This window comes from Mycobacterium innocens, from assembly GCF_900566055.1.
In the GTDB taxonomy this organism is placed as follows: Bacteria; Actinomycetota; Actinomycetes; order Mycobacteriales; family Mycobacteriaceae; genus Mycobacterium; species Mycobacterium innocens.
On record NZ_UPHQ01000033.1, the window covers coordinates 13,371 to 30,271 of the forward strand.

Consider the following 16,901-nt stretch of genomic DNA (forward strand, 5'->3'; position numbering starts at 1 on the left):
GGCGGAAAGAATTCGAAACGCGGCGGTTGTTACGGCCTTTACGGCCTTTTACCGGCTTTTACCGGCTTTCGCCGCCGCTACACCCCGAATTCCGCTTCTATTCCGTCAATCGCGGCGCGCATCGCTTTCAGGGCGTCGGCTCGGGCGCGTAATTTGGTCGCGGCGTGGGCTTGCTGATTGAGACCGGCGAATTCACGTGCGGCTTCCTCGGCGCGGCTGAGCACCACTTCGGGCAACGCGATCTCGTCGATAAAGCCGGCCGCCAGCGCGGTTTCACCGAAGAATGTCTTGGCCAGCCCGGCGGCTTGCTGGTAGGCCGACGGAGTCAGCCGCAGTTTCATGATTTCCAGGGCGGCGTAGGGAATGGTCATGCCGATCGCGACTTCGTTGGCCTGAATGTTGTAGGCATGCGCGGCCACGCGGTGGTCGCCGGAGGACAACAGGAACGCGCCCATCGCGATCGCATGACCGGTGCAGGCCATCACCACCGGCTTGGGATAGGACAACAGCCGGTAGGCCAACTCGAAGCCGCCGCGCAGCATGTCGATCGCGGGCTGCACCTCGCCGGAGGTCAGGACCTTGAGGTCGAAACCGCCGCTGAACACCCGGTGGTTGCCGGCGATGACCAGCGCACCGACGTTGTCCCGGTCGGCTTGGTCAATCGCCTCGTTGAGGGCCTGCTGCATGGCGGGGCCGATCACGTTGACCTTGCCGTCGTCCATCCGGATCACCGCGATGGTTTCGTCGTGGGTATAGGTGACCGGGCCGCTCATGGGATTACTCCTTCGGTAGGGACGTCGATTGAATCAGATCACCATCGCCGCGCACCGCTTGCCCGGTCGCAGCGCGCTCTCAGACCCGCTGACTACGATGCTTGCCCAGCTCGCCTTCCGCGTCACCCCAGCGCAGGCTGACGTCGGTGGGCTCGTCGAGTTGGCGGGTTCGCCACCTGTCCTGGGTCTCCTGGACGGCGCGGTTGATCCGGTCGATCTCGCTGCGGAAAACGTCGGGCCGCGTTTCCTTGCTTGCGTAGTGAAAATACGTCAGCACGCTGCGTAACAGCTCCAGCTTCTGTTTTTCCCGCTTCGCCAGGTCGTGGGTCGTCATCAGCTCGATCCGCTGAACCGGCGGCAGGGCATCCCAGTCCAGCACCACTCTTGTCTCCAGCGGACGCCGCCCCCGGCGCCAGAACCGCCAGCCGGGCCGCTGCTCGGGGCGGTCGTAGTAGGTCACCGTCCCCTCGAACCGGGATTCGACGCCATGGCCGATCTCGGCGCGGTCGAGTGCCGAATCCCACACCATCCGCCATTCCTGACCGGGCGCCAGCGTCGGCAGTTCGCGGGGCAACTGTAATTCGACGACGTCGGCGTAACCGTCCGAGGCGTTCTCGTATTCGGCCACGGTCGGCGGATTGGGAAACGAGAACCGGATGTCATAGGCCGCGGTGCGACCGAAGTTTCGGACCACGAGTTCGATCACATGCCAGTCCGCAACGTGGGGCTCCATCAGCATCGACACATACGGTCGCGTCTGCTCGAACGTCAGTTCGCGGTTGCGGCGAATCTGATAGTTCATCACGATCAGTGCGATAACGCCGAGCGCCAGCGCCGCCCACGCGGCCGCCGCGAACCAGGTGCCGGACTCGACATCGGTGACCCCATGCCAGCTGTTCTGGACCCACCCCATGGAATCCACCCTCCGCTTATACCACCACACCGATCCGCCGGCGAAATTGAGTAGCGCACGATCCTAGATGTGACCCCCGCATCGCGGCGGCGGGCAGGTGGCGGGGATCAACCCGGATCCGGCCCGGTGCTCAGCCGCCCATCAGCATGCGCCACTGACCCAGATCGGCGGCGCGATAGACGTAGTTCGACCGCTTGACCTCCGAGAGTGGCGCACTGCGTTCGGCCGAATACCAGTGCCCGGGAAATACCGTCGGATCACCGGGTAGCGCGGCGAGCTGTTGCAGGCTGCGATAGATCTCGTCGGAATCCCCGCCGGGGAAATCGGTGCGCCCGCAGCCCTCCAGGAACAGCGTGTCACCGGCGACCAGCCGGCCGTCGAGTAGGAAACATTGACTGCCCGGCGTGTGGCCCGGAGTGTGCAGCAACTCGATCTCGATGTCGCCGACTGCGACCTTGTCGCGGTGCTCATGGGTGGTCAAGTCACTCATCGGAATCCCGGTCACCCGGGAAACCCACAATGCCTCATGGGTGTTCACGTGCACCGGTACGGTGGCCCGCTCCAGCAACTCGGCCAATCCCTTGAGCTCGAAGCCCATCATCGAGCCGCCGACATGGTCCGGGTGATGATGCGTCACCAACACTCCCGACAGGTGCATGTCGTCAGCTTCCAGCGTGTCGACGAGATCGCCGGCGGCGTAGGCGGGGTCGACCACCACGCAGTCGCCGGTCTGACGGTCGCCGATCAGGTACGCGAAGTTGCGCATTTGCGCGGCGATCATGTCGCCGACCGCAAAGTCGCGACCGGAGAGCAATTGCCGGAAATACAGCCGGTCCGAATCTGACACGTCACCAGACTATGACTGATCCGAGGTCGGTCCAATCCTGGCGGCCTTGACACCACGATGGCCCGGATGCGAAATGCGGGCCTTCTGTGATTCCCCAGGCGAAGCCGGTGGGTATTGTTGGCGCATGCGGAAGAAGGTCGAGATCGAGCTCGACGACGATCTGGTCCAGGAAGCGATCCGTCGGTACGGTCTGGCTGATGCGCGCGAAGCGGTCCATCTCGCGTTGCGGACTCTTCTAGCCGAGGGCGGTAGCGGCGAGCCCGACGAGGAGGAATACGACGAGTTCAGCGATCTCAGTGTGCTCGATCCGCATCGGGGCAACCGCAGCGGCTGATCCACATCGTCGTCGTGGCCCCGGTCGTCCAGCGTGTCTGGGCTGCCCGTTGACGCATCGGGTCGCTTACGTGGTTTGGTGACGCCGCGCGCAAGGCTGTACCCTCTTTTTGCCCGGGGCACGACTGGCCGTTTCGGGTGAGCGGCCCCCTTAGCTCAGTCGGTAGAGCGTTTCCATGGTAAGGAAAAGGTCAACGGTTCGATTCCGTTAGGGGGCTCGGCGGACGCCGAGCAGGCGGGCAGCCCTGAACCAAGGCGGGGCGGTCCAGAGGCGATGTAGCTCAGTCGGTTAGAGCGAACGACTCATAATCGTTAGGTCGCCGGTTCGAGTCCGGCCATCGCTACAACACAACATCGAGACGTTTGACACCAGATTCGAGAGAGAACCGTCATGGCTTCCAGTACCGACGTGCGGCCGAAGATCACTTTGGCATGCGAGGTGTGCAAGCACCGCAACTACATCACCAAAAAGAATCGCCGCAATGACCCGGACCGCCTGGAGCTGAAGAAGTTCTGTCCGAACTGCGGCAAGCACCAAGCGCACCGCGAGACGCGGTGACCGCATACGGTACGCAAACTGATTCGGTAGATTCGATAGCCGTGCCACTGACAACCAGCATTGTCGGGATGCATTACCGCCACCCCGACCATTACGAGGTAGAGCGCGAGAAAATCCGCGAGCACGCGCAGGCCGTGCAAAACGACGACGCCTTCTTTTTCGACGAGAAAGCCTCCGCAGAACTCGGCTACGGCGGACTATTGGCCCCGTTGACGTTCATCTGTGTGTTCGGCTACAAGGCGCAATCGGCGTTTTTCAAGCACGCGAACATCGCTGTCCAGGACGCGCAGGTTGTCCAGGTCGACCAGGTGCTGAAGTTCTCCAAGCCGATCGTTGCCGGTGACAAGCTCTACTGCGACGTCTACGTGGATTCGATGCGTGAGGCGCACGGCACCCAGATCATCGTGACCAAGAACATCATCACCAACGAAGACGGTGACATCGTTCAGGAGACCTACACGACCCTGGCGGGTCGTGCCGGCGAGGATGGGGAAGTGGGATTTTCAGATGGCGTTGCGTGAGTTCAGTTCGGTCAAGGTTGGAGACCAGCTTCCGGAGCGGACCTATCCGCTGACCCGCCAGGATCTGGTGAACTACGCCGGCGTGTCGGGTGACTTGAACCCGATTCACTGGGACGACGACATCGCCAAGGTCGTCGGGCTGGATACCGCGATTGCCCACGGCATGCTGACGATGGGCATCGGCGGTGGCTACGTCACGTCGTGGGTCGGAGATCCGGGTGCGATCACCGAGTACAACGTGCGGTTCACCGCGGCGGTACCGGTGCCCAACGACGGCAAGGGCGCCGAGCTCGTGTTCAGCGGCCGGGTGAAGTCGGTGGATCCTGACAGCAAGTCGGTCACCATCGCGCTCACTGCGACCACCGGCGGCAAGAAAATCTTCGGGCGGGCGATCGCGTCTGCGAAATTGGCGTAGCCGTGGCCTTGAAGACCGATATCCGTGGGATGATCTGGCGCTACCCCGACTACTTCGTCGTGGGCCGCGAGCAACTGCGCCAGTTTGCCCAAGCCATTAAGTGCGACCACCCGGCCTACTTCGAAGAGGACGCGGCCGCCGAACTGGGCTATGACGCGATCGTCGCGCCCATGACCTTCGTGACAATCCTGGCCAAGCTGGTGCAGCTCGATTTCTTCCGAAACGTCGACATCGGCATGGAGACCATGCAGATCGTCCAGGTCGACCAGCGGTTCGTGTTCTATAAGCCCGTGCTCGCCGGGGACAAGCTGTGGGCCCGGATGGAGATCCACTCCGTGGACGAGCGTTTCGGCGCCGACATCGTCATCACGAAGAACACCTGCCACAACGACGATGGCGAGCTGGTGCTGGAGGCCTACACCACCGTGATGGGTCAGCAGGGCGACGGCTCCGCCAAACTCAAATGGGACAAGGAATCCGGGCAGGTCATCAGGACTGCGTAATTAGTATCTGGCACCGGCGCCTGGGTAGACTCTAGTACACTCGGACCCCGGGGTTTCCCAACATCAGCGCACTTTTCCGTGAGTCGGTCCAGCGAAGCCGGCGACGGGAGCGAGACGAGCCAATTGTCTCACTTCGGTTCGTGACCACCGACTGGGTGCGCGCGTGTCATGTAAGCCCCGGCACGAGTAGGTTGGCCTGCCAACCGCGAAGGGGCGTAGCTCAACTGGCAGAGCAGCGGTCTCCAAAACCGCAGGTTGCAGGTTCAAGTCCTGTCGCCCCTGCTGAAGGCAAAGACATGCCATGCTGGACACTGGGAGGATCTCCAGTCTTAGCGGGCCGGCTGGCGGGATAGTTAGCGAACAAAGGAGCACGCGGTGAGCGACGAGCGCGACGCCGCCGACGGCGCCGGAAGCGACGGCGGCGCAACCGAGGACGGCAGCGACAGCGGTGGTCGCACGGCCGTGGTGACGAAGTCCGTGGTGCGGCCGCAACGACCCACCGGCAAGCGGTCCCGGCAGCGTGCGGTAGAGGCCGACGAGGACGCTGAGGACACGGAGTCATCAACCGCGACCGAGGTCTCGACGAAGGGCTTGGCCAAGAAAGACACATCGAAGTCGGCTAAGAAGTCAGCTAAGAAGTCAGCTAAGGCCAAGAAAACCACGAAGGCCGGCAGACCGGCCGCACGCTCGGCCAACCCGTTCATATTCGTCTACAACTACATGAAGCAGGTTGTGGCCGAGATGCGGAAGGTGATCTGGCCTAACCGCAGGCAGATGATCACGTACACGTCGGTGGTGCTGGTATTTCTTGCCTTCATGGTGGCGCTGGTGGGCGGCACCGATCTCGGCCTGGGCAAGCTCGTGATGCTGGTGTTCGGCTGAGACTTGGCAGTGACAGAGAGGACTGAAAACCGTGACTACCTTCGACGGTGACACGTCCGCGGGTGAGGCGGTGGACCTGCAAGAGGCCACTACCGCCCAGGAAATAGAAACCCCCGCTGAAGAGGTCGACCCGGCCGCTGCGCTCAAGGCGGAACTGCGCAGCAAGCCCGGCGACTGGTACGTCATCCACTCCTACGCGGGTTACGAGAACAAGGTCAAAGCCAACCTGGAAACCCGGGTGCAGAACCTCGACGTCGGTGACTACATCTTCCAGGTGGAGGTGCCCACCGAAGAGGTCACCGAGATCAAGAACGGCCAACGCAAGCAGGTCAACCGCAAGGTGCTGCCCGGCTACATCCTGGTGCGCATGGACCTGACCGACGACTCCTGGGCAGCGGTGCGCAACACGCCCGGGGTCACCGGATTCGTCGGGGCAACCTCGCGCCCATCGGCGCTCTCCCTCGACGACGTGGTGAAGTTCCTGCTGCCCCGGGGAGCGGCGAAGAAGGCGGCGAAGGGTGCGGCCAGCACCGCCGCCGTCACCGAAGCGGGAGGGCTGGAACGTCCGGTTGTCGAGGTCGACTACGAGGTGGGCGAATCGGTCACCGTCATGGACGGGCCGTTCGCCACGTTGCCGGCCACCATCAACGAGGTCAATGCAGAACAGCAGAAGCTCAAGGTGCTGGTCTCGATCTTCGGCCGGGAGACACCGGTGGAGCTGACCTTCAGCCAGGTCTCCAAGATCTAGCCTGCCCGCCGCAGGTGGGGGTCCCGCCCCCGCCGGCCGGAGCCGGCCGGACAGTCAAGCACAGCGCATTAACCAGGTTTAACCAGGAAGGAACAATCGAGTCGCCATGCCCCCGAAGAAGAAGAAGGTCGCCGGGCTGATCAAGCTGCAGATCGTGGCGGGTCAGGCCAACCCTGCGCCGCCGGTTGGCCCTGCGCTCGGTCAGCACGGCGTCAACATCATGGAGTTCTGCAAGGCGTACAACGCCGCAACGGAGAACCAGCGCGGCCAGGTCATCCCGGTGGAGATCACGGTCTACGAGGACCGCAGCTTCACTTTCGCGCTGAAGACGCCGCCCGCCGCCAAGCTGCTGCTCAAGGCCGCAGGTGTGGCCAAGGGTTCGGCGGAGCCGCACAAGAACAAGGTCGCCAAGGTCACCTGGGATCAGGTCCGCGAGATCGCCGAGACCAAGAAGACCGACCTCAACGCCAACGACATCGACGCTGCAGCCAAGATCATCGCCGGCACCGCCCGGTCGATGGGCATCACCGTCGAATAGGACAGCATCGCCTCGTATAGACCGGGATCAAACCCCTGTGGGAGGGCTCGCTTCGGCCCGTTTGGAAACCACGACCCAACACCAGATTGGATATCGGATATGAGCAAGACCAGCAAGGCATACCGCGCCGCCGCCGAGAAGGTGGATCGCAGCAAGCTTTATACCCCGCTGGAGGCGGCCAAGCTCGCCAAGGAGACGTCGTCGACCAAGCAGGACGCGACCGTCGAGGTGGCGATTCGGCTCGGCGTTGACCCGCGCAAGGCCGATCAGATGGTCCGCGGCACCGTCAACCTGCCACACGGCACCGGCAAGACCGCCCGAGTCGCCGTCTTCGCGGTAGGGGAAAAGGCCGATGCCGCCGTCGCCGCGGGAGCCGATGTTGTCGGCAGTGACGACCTGATCGAGAAGATTCAAGGCGGGTTCTTGGACTTCGACGCCGCGATCGCGACGCCCGACCAGATGGCCAAGGTCGGTCGTATCGCCCGGGTGCTGGGCCCGCGCGGCCTGATGCCCAACCCGAAGACCGGCACTGTCACGCCCGATGTCGCCAAGGCCATCGCCGACATCAAGGGCGGCAAAATCAACTTCCGGGTGGACAAGCAAGCAAACCTGCACTTCGTCATCGGCAAGGCGTCGTTCGACGAGAAGCGGCTGGCCGAGAACTACGGCGCCGCTATCGACGAGGTGCTGCGGCTCAAGCCGTCGGCATCGAAGGGCCGTTATCTGAAGAAGATCACCGTGTCGACGACGACCGGCCCCGGCATTCCGGTCGACCCGTCCATCACCCGCCACTTCGCCGAGGCCTAATTTCTCCCGGCGAGCAGACGCGGAATCGCACAACAATCGCTGGAGCGATGCGATTCTGTGTCTGCTGGCCGGGCGAGGCCCGGCGAACACCGTTGGCGGATTATCCGCCGCACTCGGCGATGCGGCGCCGCAGGAATGCCTGGCCCGGTTCGGAGCCGTTGGCGTCCAACGCCTTTCGGTACCAGATTAGGGCTTCGGATTGGCGTCCGGCGCGTCGCAGCAGGTCGGCACGCACCGACGCGACCAGGTTGCGAACGGGCCAGTCGCGGGTCGTGGGCCACTTTTTCCAGTGCCGCCAGCCCGGCGCCGGGGCCGTCGCGGAAACCAACCGCCAGCGCTCGGTTGGCCAGCACCGTCAGCTGCAGTAGCCGGTCGTAGGCCGCGCAGATCGCGGTCCAGTCGGTCTGTTCCCACGATGGTGTCGTCGCATGCAATGCCGCGATGACCGCCTGCGGCGGGGTACGGTCCGGTCGATCCGCGGGCCTGCCGGAGCCGGTCAAGGCCGCATGCGATGCGGCCGCGGTCCCAGCGGTGACGGTCCTGTTCCTCCAGCGCCACCAGCGCCCCGGAGGCGTCCACCCGCGTCGCTCGCCGCGAATCATGCAGCAGCACAACGGCTGCCAGTGCATGTGCGTCCAGTTCATTCGGCATCAGCGCACACAGTGCGCCGGCCAGCCGGATTCCCTCGTCGCACAGTTCGTCACGAATCGCCGACGGACCTGCCGTGGACCAATAGCCCTCGGTGAACACCGAGTAGATGCAGCCGAGCACATGCGGAGTCCGCTCGGCCAGCAGCTCGGCGGGCGGCACCCGCAGCGGGATGTTGGCACGGCGAACCTTGTTCTTGGCGCGGGTGATTCGCTGACCGACCGCCGTCTCGGTCTGCGGCAGCGCGCGAGCGATCTCCGCGACGGCCAGCCCGGACACCAGCCGCAGCGTGAGCGCCAGCTGCGACTGCCGGTCCAATGCCGGGTGGGCGCAGGTGAATATCATCCGTAGCTCGTCGTCGCGAACCGGATGTGGGTCGGTGGCATCGGTACGCGCCCAAATCTCGTCTATCACGGCCGCCATTTCCTTTCCAGGGCGCGCAGATTCGCGGCGAAGGCGGTCCCGGTCCCGGACGCGGTTGCGGGCGACCGTTACCAGCCACCCCCCGGGGCGATCCGGCAGTCCGTCACGCGGCCAGGTGCGAAGCGCTTCCGCGCAGGCCTCCTGGACGGCGTCTTCGGCAATGGTGAGGTCGCCGGACCACCGGGCGATCGCGGCGACGGCCGGACCCCATTCGCGACGGAAGACGCCGTCCAGGTTGACCATCGGCAGATCGCTAGAGTCCGGATACACCGGCCTGCTGACGTAGCTGCACGGCGGAGGCAGGGATCATCGACGCGAGCTTGACGGCCTCGTCGCGGTCGGCTGCGCTGAGCACATAGAAGCCGTTGGCCGCCTCGGTGCCCTCGGCGTAGGGCCCGTCGGTGATGAGGACCTCGCCGTCACGCACCCGCACGGTGGTCGCGGTGGACGGTTCATGCAGGGCGGCTCCGCCGGTGATGTGATCGCCGGCTACGGCCATGAATTCGTGGTGCGGTGCGGCCAACGCCTGCCATTCGGGGCTGCCCGGCGCGACCGCGTTCGATGGCGGTTCCAGCAGCAGTGCCAGCCAGTGGCTGCCTTCCCGCCGGGTCGGTTCGAAGCTGCCGAACATCGGCCAGACCTCCACCGCGCCGTGCTTGGGGCGGGGATGTCGCGCGCCAAAGCCAGTGCCTCATCAAGGTTTCCGGCTTCGAACACGTAGTAGCCGCCGGCCACCTCCGCGGCCTCGGCGAATGGGCCGTCGGTGACGATGGGCGCGTCGGGCCCGCCGGTGATGCGCACGGCGGTCGCCGCCGGCAGCAGCGCGTCACCTCCGCGGATCGCCGAAGCCGCCCTGGTGTGAAAGGCCTCGTAGGCCGCCATCTCGCTGGCCTACTCGTCGGGCGTGCGGTCGCGCTCCTGGCTGATCAATAGGGCGAAGTACTGCATCGTGGTCACCTCATCCGACAGTGAGCGAAGCCCTGTGCTCCACTCTCTACCTGTTAGACGAACCGCGCAGCCCCAATCCGACACCAACTAGCTAGGCGGCGACGGCTCCCGGCTTGAGGTAGGTGACCAGGCTGCAGTCGAGCATCTCGTCGGTGAAGTAGTGCTCGCAGCCGCGCAGGTACTTCATGTACCGGTTGTAGACCTCTTCGGAGGTGACCTCGATGGCCTTCTCCCGATTCGACTCCAGCGTGTCACCCCAGATCCGCAACGTCTTGATGTAATGCGGGCGCAGCGAAAGTGGTTCGGGGACGACGAAACCGGCCTTCTCGCCATGTTCGACCATCATCTCGGTCGACGGCAGCCGGCCGCCGGGAAAGATCTCGGTGATGATGAACTTGATGAAGCGCGCCGTCTCGAAGCTCAGCTTCTTGCCGCGGGCGGCCATGTCGAACGGGTGATAGCCGACGCTGCTCTGGACGGTCATCCGCCCGTCGTCGGGCATGATGTCGAAACACCGTTTGAAGAAGTCGTCGTAGTTCTCGTGTCCGAAATGCTCGAAGGCCTCGATGGAGACGATCCGGTCGACGGGCTCGGTGAAGTCCTCCCAGCCTTGCAGCCGCACCTGACGCGAGCGGTTGCTGTCGACGGAGGCCAGCACCTGCTCACAGCGGGCGTGCTGGTTCTTGGACAGGGTAAGGCCGATAACGTTGACGTCGAAGCGCTCGACGGCCCGCCTCATCGTGGTACCCCAACCGCAGCCGATGTCGAGCAGTGTCATACCCGGCTTGAGGTCCAACTTGTCCAGGTTGAGGTCGATCTTGGCGTACTGAGCTTCTTCGAGCGTCATGTCGTCGCGCTCGAAGTAGGCGCAGCTGTAGGTCCGGGTCGGGTCCTGGAACAAGGCGAAGAAATCGTCGGAGACGTCGTAGTGTGCCTGGATGTCTTCCGAGCGCGTCCGCGTCGTCGTCTGTGTCGGCGCCTTTTCAGCCATTGTCGTCCTGTTCTCCTGGATAGTATTCGTTGCCCGAACGCACGCGAAGCCTCGGTTTGACCTGTGCAACCGCCCGACGAATCCCCGAGACGTTACCTATCGACGCGAGCGTGTGCACCCATAGCCGCTCTGTGGCACCAGAGTCTACTTGGCCAGGGTGAACTGGTTGCAGTCGATGTAGCCCATCCGAAATGCCTTGGCACAGCCGGTCAGGTACTTCATGTAGCGCTCGTAGACCTCCTCGGACTGGATGGCGATCGCCTCGTCCTTGCGCGCCTGAAGCGCCTCCGCCCAAAAGTCCAGAGTCTTGGCGAAGTCCAGCTGCAGCGACTGGCGGCGGGTCACCGTGAAACCGACCTTCTGCGCGTGCTCCTCGACGGTCTCGATCATCGGCAGCCGGCCGCCCGGGAAGATGTCGGTCACGATGAACCTGATGAACTTGGCCATCTCCATGGTCAACGGTATGCCGCGTTCCATGACCTGCTTGACATGCAACCCAGTGATCGAATGCAACAGCATCACGCCGTCGGCCGGCAAGACCCGGTAGACGAACTTGAAGAAGTCATCGTAACGGTGGAAGCCGAAGTGCTCCAACGCTTCGATCGTGACGATGCGGTCCACCGGTTCGGTGAACTCGGCCCAGTCGCGCAGCAGCACCCGACGCGAGCGGTTGCTGTCGACCTGGTCGAGCACCTGCTGGCAGTAGGCGTGCTGGTTTTTCGAAAGCGTCAGCCCTACGACGTTGACGTCGTACTTCTCGACGGCGCGCTTGAGCACCGAGCCCCAGCCGCACCCGATGTCGAGCAGCGTCATCCCCGGCCGCAGTCCCAGCTTGTCCAGCGTCAGGTCGATCTTGGCGAGCTGTGCTTCGTGCAGGGCCATGTCGTCGCGTTCGAAGTACGCGCAGCTGTAGGTGCGGGTGGGATCGACAAACAGCGCGAAAAACTCGTTGGATAAGTCGTAATGCGCCTGGACGTCGTCCAAATTGGACCGGGTGCTCACGGCACCTGTTGTCTTTCCAGCCATATGTCCTCTCCCGAACGGGATGGACACCCCCACGAGGTGACCATTTCCCGGCACCCTACACCCGGAAGGGCGCATCCTGCGTATCCAACGTCGCCGAGGCCCGTCTTTCTCGGCTGTGAGCTGCGGCCATCGCATTCACTACTTCTCCAGAGTGAACTGGTTGACGTCGATATAGCCGATGCGGAACGCATTGGCGCAACCGGTCAGGTACTTCATGTAGCGCTCGTAGACCTCTTCGGACTGGATCGCGATGGCCTCGTCCTGGTGCGCCTCCAGCGCCTCGGCCCACAGGTCCAGGGTCCGCGCGTAGTGGGGCTGCAGCGACTGCCGCCGAGTCAGGGTGAAGCCGGCCTTGCCCGCGTGCTCCTCGACCTTCTCGATCGACGGCAACCGGCCACCGGGGAAGATCTCGGTCACGATGAACTTGATGAAGCGCGCCATCTCGAAGGTCATCGGCATGCCGCGCTCGACGATCTGCGGTCCGGTGAGCCCGGTGATGGTGTGCAACAGCATCACGCCGTCGGGCGGTAGAACCCGGTGTGCCATGGCGAAGAAGTCGTCGTAGCGGTCGTGGCCGAAGTGCTCGAAGGCGCCAATGGACACGATCCGGTCGACGGGCTCGTCGAACTGTTCCCAGCCCTTCAGTAACACCGTCCTGCTGCGAGCGGTGTCCATATCGTCGAAGGTCTTCTGGACGTGGGCGGCCTGGTTCTTCGACAAGGTCAGGCCGATGACGTTGACGTCGTACTTCTCGATGGCCCGGCGCATGGTGGCGCCCCAGCCGCAGCCCACGTCGAGCAGCGTCATCCCGGGTTGCAGACCCAGCTTGCCCAGCGCCAGGTCGATCTTGGCGATCTGGGCCTCTTCCAGGGTCATGTCGTCGCGCTCGAAGTAGGCGCAGCTGTAGGTCTGGGTCGGGTCCAGAAACAGCCGGAAGAAGTCGTCGGACAAGTCGTAGTGCGCCTGCACGTCGTCGAAATGCGGCGTCAGTTGTTCAGCCATGACCTTATGAATGCCTTTCCGGGCCAGGACCGGCCCTACGGTGCTCACATAAGTTGCACCGAAAAACGCTCCCCCAAGTGCTCGGGAATGTTAACCGATTTGGCGCCGCAGCACTAAATCACGACCGAATCTGCCCAGGCCAGGGCCGGTGTGGGGCTATTTCGCCAGGGTGAACTGGGCGACGTTGATCAAGCGGCGACGGAACCGCTCGGCGCATCCGGTCAGGTAGTGCATGAAGTTGTCATAGACCGCTTCGGACTGGATCCCGATGGCACGTTCGCGGGCGTTCGCCAAGTTGGCGGCCCACATGTCCAGGGTGCGGGCGTAATGCTGTTGCATCAATTGGATCTGTTCGACGGAGAAACCCGCAGCACGCGCATTGTCGACAATGTCGGGTTCGGAAGGCAGTTCGCCGCCCGGGAAGATCGATTCGCGCAGGAACTTGAGAAATCGCAGGTCGCTCATGGTGAGCGCGATGCCCTGTTCGTGCAGCCACCTGCGGTCATAGGTGAACAGACTGTGCAGCAGCATCCGCCCGTCGTCGGGCATGATCTCGTATGCGCGTTCGAAGAACGCGCCGTAGCGCTCCTTGTGAAAGGCGTCGAACGCTTCGAAGGAGACGATCCGGTCCACCTTCTCGTCGAACTCTTCCCAGCCCTGCAACCGCGCCTCGGCCCGCCGCTGGGTGGGAATGGCGGCGAGCCGGTCCTGGCTGCGTTGACAGTGGTTCTTGCTCAGCGTCAGGCCGATGACGTTGACGTCGTACTTCTCGACGGCCCGGACCAGCGCGCCGCCCCAGCCGCACCCGACGTCCAGCAGCGTCATCCCGGGCTCGAGGTTCAGCTTGTCCAACGCCAGGTCGAGCTTGGCTAGTTGCGCCTCTTGGAGGGTCATGTCGTCGCGCTCGAAGTAGGCGCAGGTGTAGACCCACGTCGGATCAAGGAAAAGCCCGAAAAAGTCGTCCGAAATGTCGTACGCCGCTTGCGAGTCCTCGTAATACGGTGTCAGCTCGGCCACTTGAGACAACCTCCTTTTGCAAACCCTACAACCCTCGTTCAAGACTCAGCCGGCCCTGGCAAAGTTGCTCATCAGCACGCTGATCACCCCGTCCCATAACGGCTCGGGCAGATCGTGGCCCATCCTGTCGAACAACACCAGTCGAGCGTCATCGATCGCGCGGGCGACCGCGCGGCCATTGGACGGCCGAACCATTATGTCCTTTCGGCCGTGGATCACCACCGTCGGCGCCGTGATGCGCCGGTTGTAGTGGAGCAGGCTGCCACTGCCCAGGACCGCATTGAACTGTCGGCTGACCCCCAACGGGTCGAAGCTGCGATCATAGTTCTCGGCCGCGTCGGCCCGGACGCGTTCCTCAGGCAGGCGATAGCCGGGACTGCCCGTGATCCTGGTGACCCGCACGACGTTGTCGACTACCATCTCGCGCGGCGAGCCCGGCGGTGGGCCGTTGAGCATGGCCCGCAAGGCGCGTAGTGCCGGCGGCCGCAAGCACGCTCGGTTGTTGCTGGAGAAGATGATCGCCAGGGCCTTTGTCCGCTCGGGGAACCGTGCCGCGAAGACCTGGGCGATCATGCCGCCCATCGACGCGCCAACGATGTGGGCGTGCTCGATATCCAGGTGGTCCAGCAGAGCGGCCGCGTCGTCGGTCATGTCCTCCAGCGTGTAGGCGGCCTGGCTGCGCAGGCCGAACCAGAAGCGCAGCAGCCGCGCGGGCATCGACTGGCCGGGGTCGGCGTGGTCGGTCCTGCTGGACAGGCCGACGTCGCGGTTGTCGTAACGGATGACGCGCAGACCTTGGGCGACGAGCTTTTCGCAGAAGGCGGTCCGCCACAGTAGCAGTTGGGCACCCAGACCCATGATCAGCAGCACGGGTGGGTCGTCGGGGTCACCCATGTCCTCGTAGTACAGCTTCACCTGCCCCGCGACCGCGGTGCCGCTGCGAACCTCCACCAGACCTCCGCTAGACCTCTACTGGACTTCGACGTCCGACTGATGCTCGCGGCTGACCTCGACCATAAAGTTGGCGAAGTACCCGGTGAGCTGCGGGTCCGACATCATCTGCCACTTCGGCGCCAGCAGCTTCATGTACCGCTCGACGTACAAGAACTGCTTGCCGATCAGCACCAGCTCGCGGGGCAGCTTGACGTCGTAGGCGTCGGCCAGCGCCGACAGCTGCCGGCCGATATCGGCATACGACATCTCGCCTAGCGATTGCATGGTAAGCGGGGCGGCGAACTTCTCCAGGTCTTTGGCGGCCTGGGCCTCGGGTTTCATGGTCCCGACGGCGCCCATCAACACGACGATCTTGCCGGCGGCGGCGTGGTCCTTCTTGACCAGCAGGGCGTAGACCAGCTCGCGCAGCAGCCAGCGGGTACGGGGATCGATGCGGCCCATGATCCCGAAGTCGAAGAACACGATGCGGCCCTGGTCGTCGACGTACAGGTTGCCCGCGTGCAGGTCGCCGTGGAACAGTCCGTGCCGCAGTCCGCCCTCGAACACGCTGAACAGCAGCGCCTTGACGAGTTCGGTGCCGTCGAATCCGGCCTTGCGGATGGCGGCGACGTTGTCGATGCGGATGCCCTGCACCTTCTCCATGGTCAGAACCCGCTCGCTGGTGAAGTCCCAGTGCACGTGCGGCACCCGGATGTTCTTGCCCAGCGGGGAGGTGTGCAGGTGCGAGACCCACGCCTCCATCGATTGCGCTTCCAGCCGGAAGTCCAACTCCTCGGCCAGGTTGTCGGAGAAATCGGCCACCACGTCTTGGGCCGAGAGCCGGCGGCCCAGCTTGGCCAGTTCGACGGCCTGCGCGAAACGCTTCAAGATCTGCAGGTCGGCGGCCACCCGGCGGCGGATGCCCGGCCGCTGGATCTTGACCACGACGTCCTCGCCGGTCTTCAGGGTCGCGTAGTGCACCTGGGCGATCGACGCGGAGGCGAACGGCTCTTCTTCGAACGTGGCGAACAGCTTGGCCGGATCGTCGCCGAGTTCCTCGACGAAAAGCCGGTGCACCTCGTCGGTGTCGGCCGGCGGCACCTGGTCCAGCAGGGTGCGGAATTCACGCGACAACGACTCGCCGAACGCCCCTGGGCTGGAGGCGATGATTTGGCCGAACTTCACATAAGTGGGCCCCAGATCGGCAAAGGTCTGCGGGATTTCCTTGATGATCTTCTGCTGCCACGGGCCCCGAGCCGGCAGCCTGGCGAGCACCCGAGCAGCGGTGCGGGTGACCTGCCAACCAGTGGTGGCGACCCGGGCCGCTTCGACCGGCAACGGCACCCGGTCGAGCTTGGCCACGTCGCGGTGTTTGGTGGAACTCATCTGTGCAGTGTGCCAAATTGGTGGAGCCGACTCACAATTTGCGTGCGCCGCCTCACCCGCGGCAAAAGCGGCCAACGATGCGGGTACGGCGGTCTATTTGGGTTGCCAGGGTGTCAGCCACGGCTGCGGCTGCCACTTCTCCAGGCCGGCGATCAATTCGTACATGGTGGCCCCGTCGATGCTTTCCCGGACGATGTCGGCGTGCCCGGCGTGGCGGGCCAGTTCGTTGATCACGTGCAGGATGACCCAGCGCACTGACCAGGCGCGGACGTCCTTGGGAAACCACGGCGCGTCCCGCGGCACTGGCACGGCGGCATCGAGGTCAGCGGTGCTGGCCAGCCGCAGCGCTTCCGCGTTCTGCGCGGCAAATGCCTCGAGTAAACCGGCAAGGGTTTCCTCGGGCCGCATCACAAATTCGTTCGCGTGTTCGGCGGTGCGTTGCTCTAACGGCCGCGGATCCTCCTGCAGGGCGTCCGGCGCGGCGGCCACCCTTGCCATCCATACCCTTTGCATACCGGTGACGTGCTTGATCAGACCGCCGATGGACAGCGCGCTGGCCGACGGCGCCGATCGCGCTTGGTCGTCGGTTAGGCCGTAAGACACCGCGAAATAGGCGCTCTGGTGATAGCTCAGGAACTCGCGCAGCGCGCTGCGCTCATCGGTGACCGGAGCGGCAAGGGCCGGCATT

General features: G+C 64.1%; 19 protein-coding genes, 3 tRNA genes and 2 pseudogenes. 12 read left to right on the plus strand and 12 right to left on the minus strand.

The annotated features are described in order from the left end of the window. Positions 1 to 77: 77 nt before the first annotated feature. The 3 genes from EET03_RS03710 to EET03_RS03720 form a co-directional block, all read right to left on the minus strand. Entirely contained in the window at positions 78 to 773 is a 696-nt protein-coding gene (locus EET03_RS03710; protein ID WP_075542317.1) for a crotonase/enoyl-CoA hydratase family protein, read from the minus strand. Between the two features lie 79 nt (positions 774 to 852). Next, the gene (locus EET03_RS03715) at positions 853 to 1,686 is read right to left on the minus strand and encodes a hypothetical protein (protein WP_099193961.1); all 834 of its coding nucleotides are present in this window, start codon (positions 1,684 to 1,686) and stop codon (positions 853 to 855) included. 130 nt (positions 1,687 to 1,816) lie between these two features. Continuing rightward, positions 1,817 to 2,533 carry an MBL fold metallo-hydrolase gene (locus EET03_RS03720; protein WP_063472948.1) on the minus strand — a complete coding sequence of 239 codons (717 nt, stop codon included), beginning with the start codon at positions 2,531 to 2,533 and terminating at the stop codon, positions 1,817 to 1,819. 124 nt (positions 2,534 to 2,657) lie between these two features. On the opposite strand from EET03_RS03720, the gene EET03_RS03725 reads away from it, so the two are divergent. From EET03_RS03725 to rplA, 12 genes are all read left to right on the plus strand, one after another. Next, the gene (locus tag EET03_RS03725) at positions 2,658 to 2,867 is read left to right on the plus strand and encodes a type II toxin-antitoxin system VapB family antitoxin (protein WP_063472947.1); all 210 of its coding nucleotides are present in this window, start codon (positions 2,658 to 2,660) and stop codon (positions 2,865 to 2,867) included. Positions 2,868 to 3,011: 144 nt separating this feature from the next. Beyond that, positions 3,012 to 3,084, plus strand: a tRNA-Thr gene (locus EET03_RS03730). A 52-nt stretch (positions 3,085 to 3,136) separates the two neighbouring features. Then, positions 3,137 to 3,210 (plus strand) — tRNA-Met (locus EET03_RS03735). A 47-nt stretch (positions 3,211 to 3,257) separates the two neighbouring features. Beyond that, positions 3,258 to 3,425, plus strand: a complete 168-nt coding sequence (gene rpmG / locus EET03_RS03740; RefSeq protein WP_003898538.1) for a 50S ribosomal protein L33 — start codon at positions 3,258 to 3,260, stop codon at positions 3,423 to 3,425. A 68-nt stretch (positions 3,426 to 3,493) separates the two neighbouring features. Next, the gene (gene hadA / locus EET03_RS03745) at positions 3,494 to 3,946 is read left to right on the plus strand and encodes a (3R)-hydroxyacyl-ACP dehydratase subunit HadA (RefSeq protein WP_425271497.1); all 453 of its coding nucleotides are present in this window, start codon (positions 3,494 to 3,496) and stop codon (positions 3,944 to 3,946) included. After that, a complete protein-coding gene (gene hadB / locus EET03_RS03750) occupies positions 3,933 to 4,361 on the plus strand; it encodes a (3R)-hydroxyacyl-ACP dehydratase subunit HadB (protein ID WP_075542320.1) in 429 nt (142 codons plus the stop codon). The genes hadA and hadB overlap by 14 nt, the downstream gene beginning before the upstream one ends. A 2-nt stretch (positions 4,362 to 4,363) precedes the next feature. Next, positions 4,364 to 4,864 carry a (3R)-hydroxyacyl-ACP dehydratase subunit HadC gene (hadC, locus tag EET03_RS03755; protein WP_063472944.1) on the plus strand — a complete coding sequence of 167 codons (501 nt, stop codon included), beginning with the start codon at positions 4,364 to 4,366 and terminating at the stop codon, positions 4,862 to 4,864. 209 nt (positions 4,865 to 5,073) lie between these two features. Then, positions 5,074 to 5,146 (plus strand) — tRNA-Trp (locus tag EET03_RS03760). Between the two features lie 93 nt (positions 5,147 to 5,239). Then, a complete protein-coding gene (secE, locus tag EET03_RS03765; RefSeq protein WP_075542321.1) occupies positions 5,240 to 5,746 on the plus strand; it encodes a preprotein translocase subunit SecE in 507 nt (168 codons plus the stop codon). A gap of 31 nt (positions 5,747 to 5,777) precedes the next feature. Then, positions 5,778 to 6,494, plus strand: a complete 717-nt coding sequence (nusG, locus tag EET03_RS03770) for a transcription termination/antitermination protein NusG (protein ID WP_075542322.1) — start codon at positions 5,778 to 5,780, stop codon at positions 6,492 to 6,494. 106 nt (positions 6,495 to 6,600) lie between these two features. Further along, the gene (gene rplK, locus EET03_RS03775; RefSeq protein ID WP_036398447.1) at positions 6,601 to 7,032 is read left to right on the plus strand and encodes a 50S ribosomal protein L11; all 432 of its coding nucleotides are present in this window, start codon (positions 6,601 to 6,603) and stop codon (positions 7,030 to 7,032) included. A 99-nt stretch (positions 7,033 to 7,131) separates the two neighbouring features. Further along, positions 7,132 to 7,839: a 50S ribosomal protein L1 gene (rplA, locus tag EET03_RS03780; protein ID WP_099193962.1), complete on the plus strand. Its 708-nt coding sequence runs from the start codon at positions 7,132 to 7,134 to the stop codon at positions 7,837 to 7,839. 100 nt (positions 7,840 to 7,939) lie between these two features. On the opposite strand, the pseudogene EET03_RS03785 reads toward rplA, so the two are convergent. The 9 genes and pseudogenes from EET03_RS03785 to EET03_RS03825 form a co-directional block, all read right to left on the minus strand. Next, positions 7,940 to 9,153, minus strand: a pseudogene (locus EET03_RS03785) (RNA polymerase sigma factor). A 10-nt stretch (positions 9,154 to 9,163) separates the two neighbouring features. Then, positions 9,164 to 9,792: pseudogene (locus EET03_RS03790) on the minus strand (YciI family protein). 157 nt (positions 9,793 to 9,949) lie between these two features. Next, on the minus strand, positions 9,950 to 10,849 hold the full coding sequence (mmaA4, locus tag EET03_RS03795; RefSeq protein ID WP_063469771.1) for a hydroxymycolate synthase MmaA4: 900 nt from the start codon (positions 10,847 to 10,849) through the stop codon (positions 9,950 to 9,952). Positions 10,850 to 10,993: 144 nt separating this feature from the next. Continuing rightward, positions 10,994 to 11,875 (minus strand): methoxy mycolic acid synthase MmaA3, encoded by an 882-nt coding sequence (gene mmaA3, locus EET03_RS03800; RefSeq protein WP_075542324.1) that lies wholly within the window; start codon positions 11,873 to 11,875, stop codon positions 10,994 to 10,996. A gap of 138 nt (positions 11,876 to 12,013) precedes the next feature. After that, a complete protein-coding gene (gene mmaA2 / locus EET03_RS03805; RefSeq protein WP_075542344.1) occupies positions 12,014 to 12,877 on the minus strand; it encodes a cyclopropane mycolic acid synthase MmaA2 in 864 nt (287 codons plus the stop codon). A 156-nt stretch (positions 12,878 to 13,033) separates the two neighbouring features. Next, the gene (mmaA1, locus tag EET03_RS03810) at positions 13,034 to 13,894 is read right to left on the minus strand and encodes a mycolic acid methyltransferase MmaA1 (RefSeq protein WP_063469906.1); all 861 of its coding nucleotides are present in this window, start codon (positions 13,892 to 13,894) and stop codon (positions 13,034 to 13,036) included. Between the two features lie 45 nt (positions 13,895 to 13,939). After that, positions 13,940 to 14,848 carry an alpha/beta hydrolase gene (locus EET03_RS03815; protein WP_279637605.1) on the minus strand — a complete coding sequence of 303 codons (909 nt, stop codon included), beginning with the start codon at positions 14,846 to 14,848 and terminating at the stop codon, positions 13,940 to 13,942. A 15-nt stretch (positions 14,849 to 14,863) separates the two neighbouring features. Continuing rightward, positions 14,864 to 16,213, minus strand: a complete 1,350-nt coding sequence (locus EET03_RS03820; RefSeq protein ID WP_063469908.1) for an ABC1 kinase family protein — start codon at positions 16,211 to 16,213, stop codon at positions 14,864 to 14,866. A gap of 93 nt (positions 16,214 to 16,306) precedes the next feature. After that, positions 16,307 to 16,900: a DinB family protein gene (locus EET03_RS03825; protein WP_063469909.1), complete on the minus strand. Its 594-nt coding sequence runs from the start codon at positions 16,898 to 16,900 to the stop codon at positions 16,307 to 16,309. Position 16,901 lies beyond the last annotated feature (1 nt).

Coding starts and splice junctions, on each gene's coding strand:
- EET03_RS03715 (WP_099193961.1), bottom strand. CDS start 1,686: ATGGGGTGGGTCCAGAACAGCTGGCATGGGGTCACCGATGTCGAGTCC.
- mmaA2 (WP_075542344.1), bottom strand. CDS start 12,877: ATGGCTGAACAACTGACGCCGCATTTCGACGACGTGCAGGCGCACTAC.
- rplA (WP_099193962.1), top strand. CDS start 7,132: ATGAGCAAGACCAGCAAGGCATACCGCGCCGCCGCCGAGAAGGTGGAT.
- rpmG (WP_003898538.1), top strand. CDS start 3,258: ATGGCTTCCAGTACCGACGTGCGGCCGAAGATCACTTTGGCATGCGAG.
- mmaA3 (WP_075542324.1), bottom strand. CDS start 11,875: ATGGCTGGAAAGACAACAGGTGCCGTGAGCACCCGGTCCAATTTGGAC.
- EET03_RS03725 (WP_063472947.1), top strand. CDS start 2,658: ATGCGGAAGAAGGTCGAGATCGAGCTCGACGACGATCTGGTCCAGGAA.
- mmaA4 (WP_063469771.1), bottom strand. CDS start 10,849: ATGGCTGAAAAGGCGCCGACACAGACGACGACGCGGACGCGCTCGGAA.
- hadA (WP_425271497.1), top strand. CDS start 3,494: ATGCATTACCGCCACCCCGACCATTACGAGGTAGAGCGCGAGAAAATC.
- EET03_RS03825 (WP_063469909.1), bottom strand. CDS start 16,900: ATGCCGGCCCTTGCCGCTCCGGTCACCGATGAGCGCAGCGCGCTGCGC.
- rplK (WP_036398447.1), top strand. CDS start 6,601: ATGCCCCCGAAGAAGAAGAAGGTCGCCGGGCTGATCAAGCTGCAGATC.
- EET03_RS03710 (WP_075542317.1), bottom strand. CDS start 773: ATGAGCGGCCCGGTCACCTATACCCACGACGAAACCATCGCGGTGATC.
- EET03_RS03820 (WP_063469908.1), bottom strand. CDS start 16,213: ATGAGTTCCACCAAACACCGCGACGTGGCCAAGCTCGACCGGGTGCCG.
- hadB (WP_075542320.1), top strand. CDS start 3,933: ATGGCGTTGCGTGAGTTCAGTTCGGTCAAGGTTGGAGACCAGCTTCCG.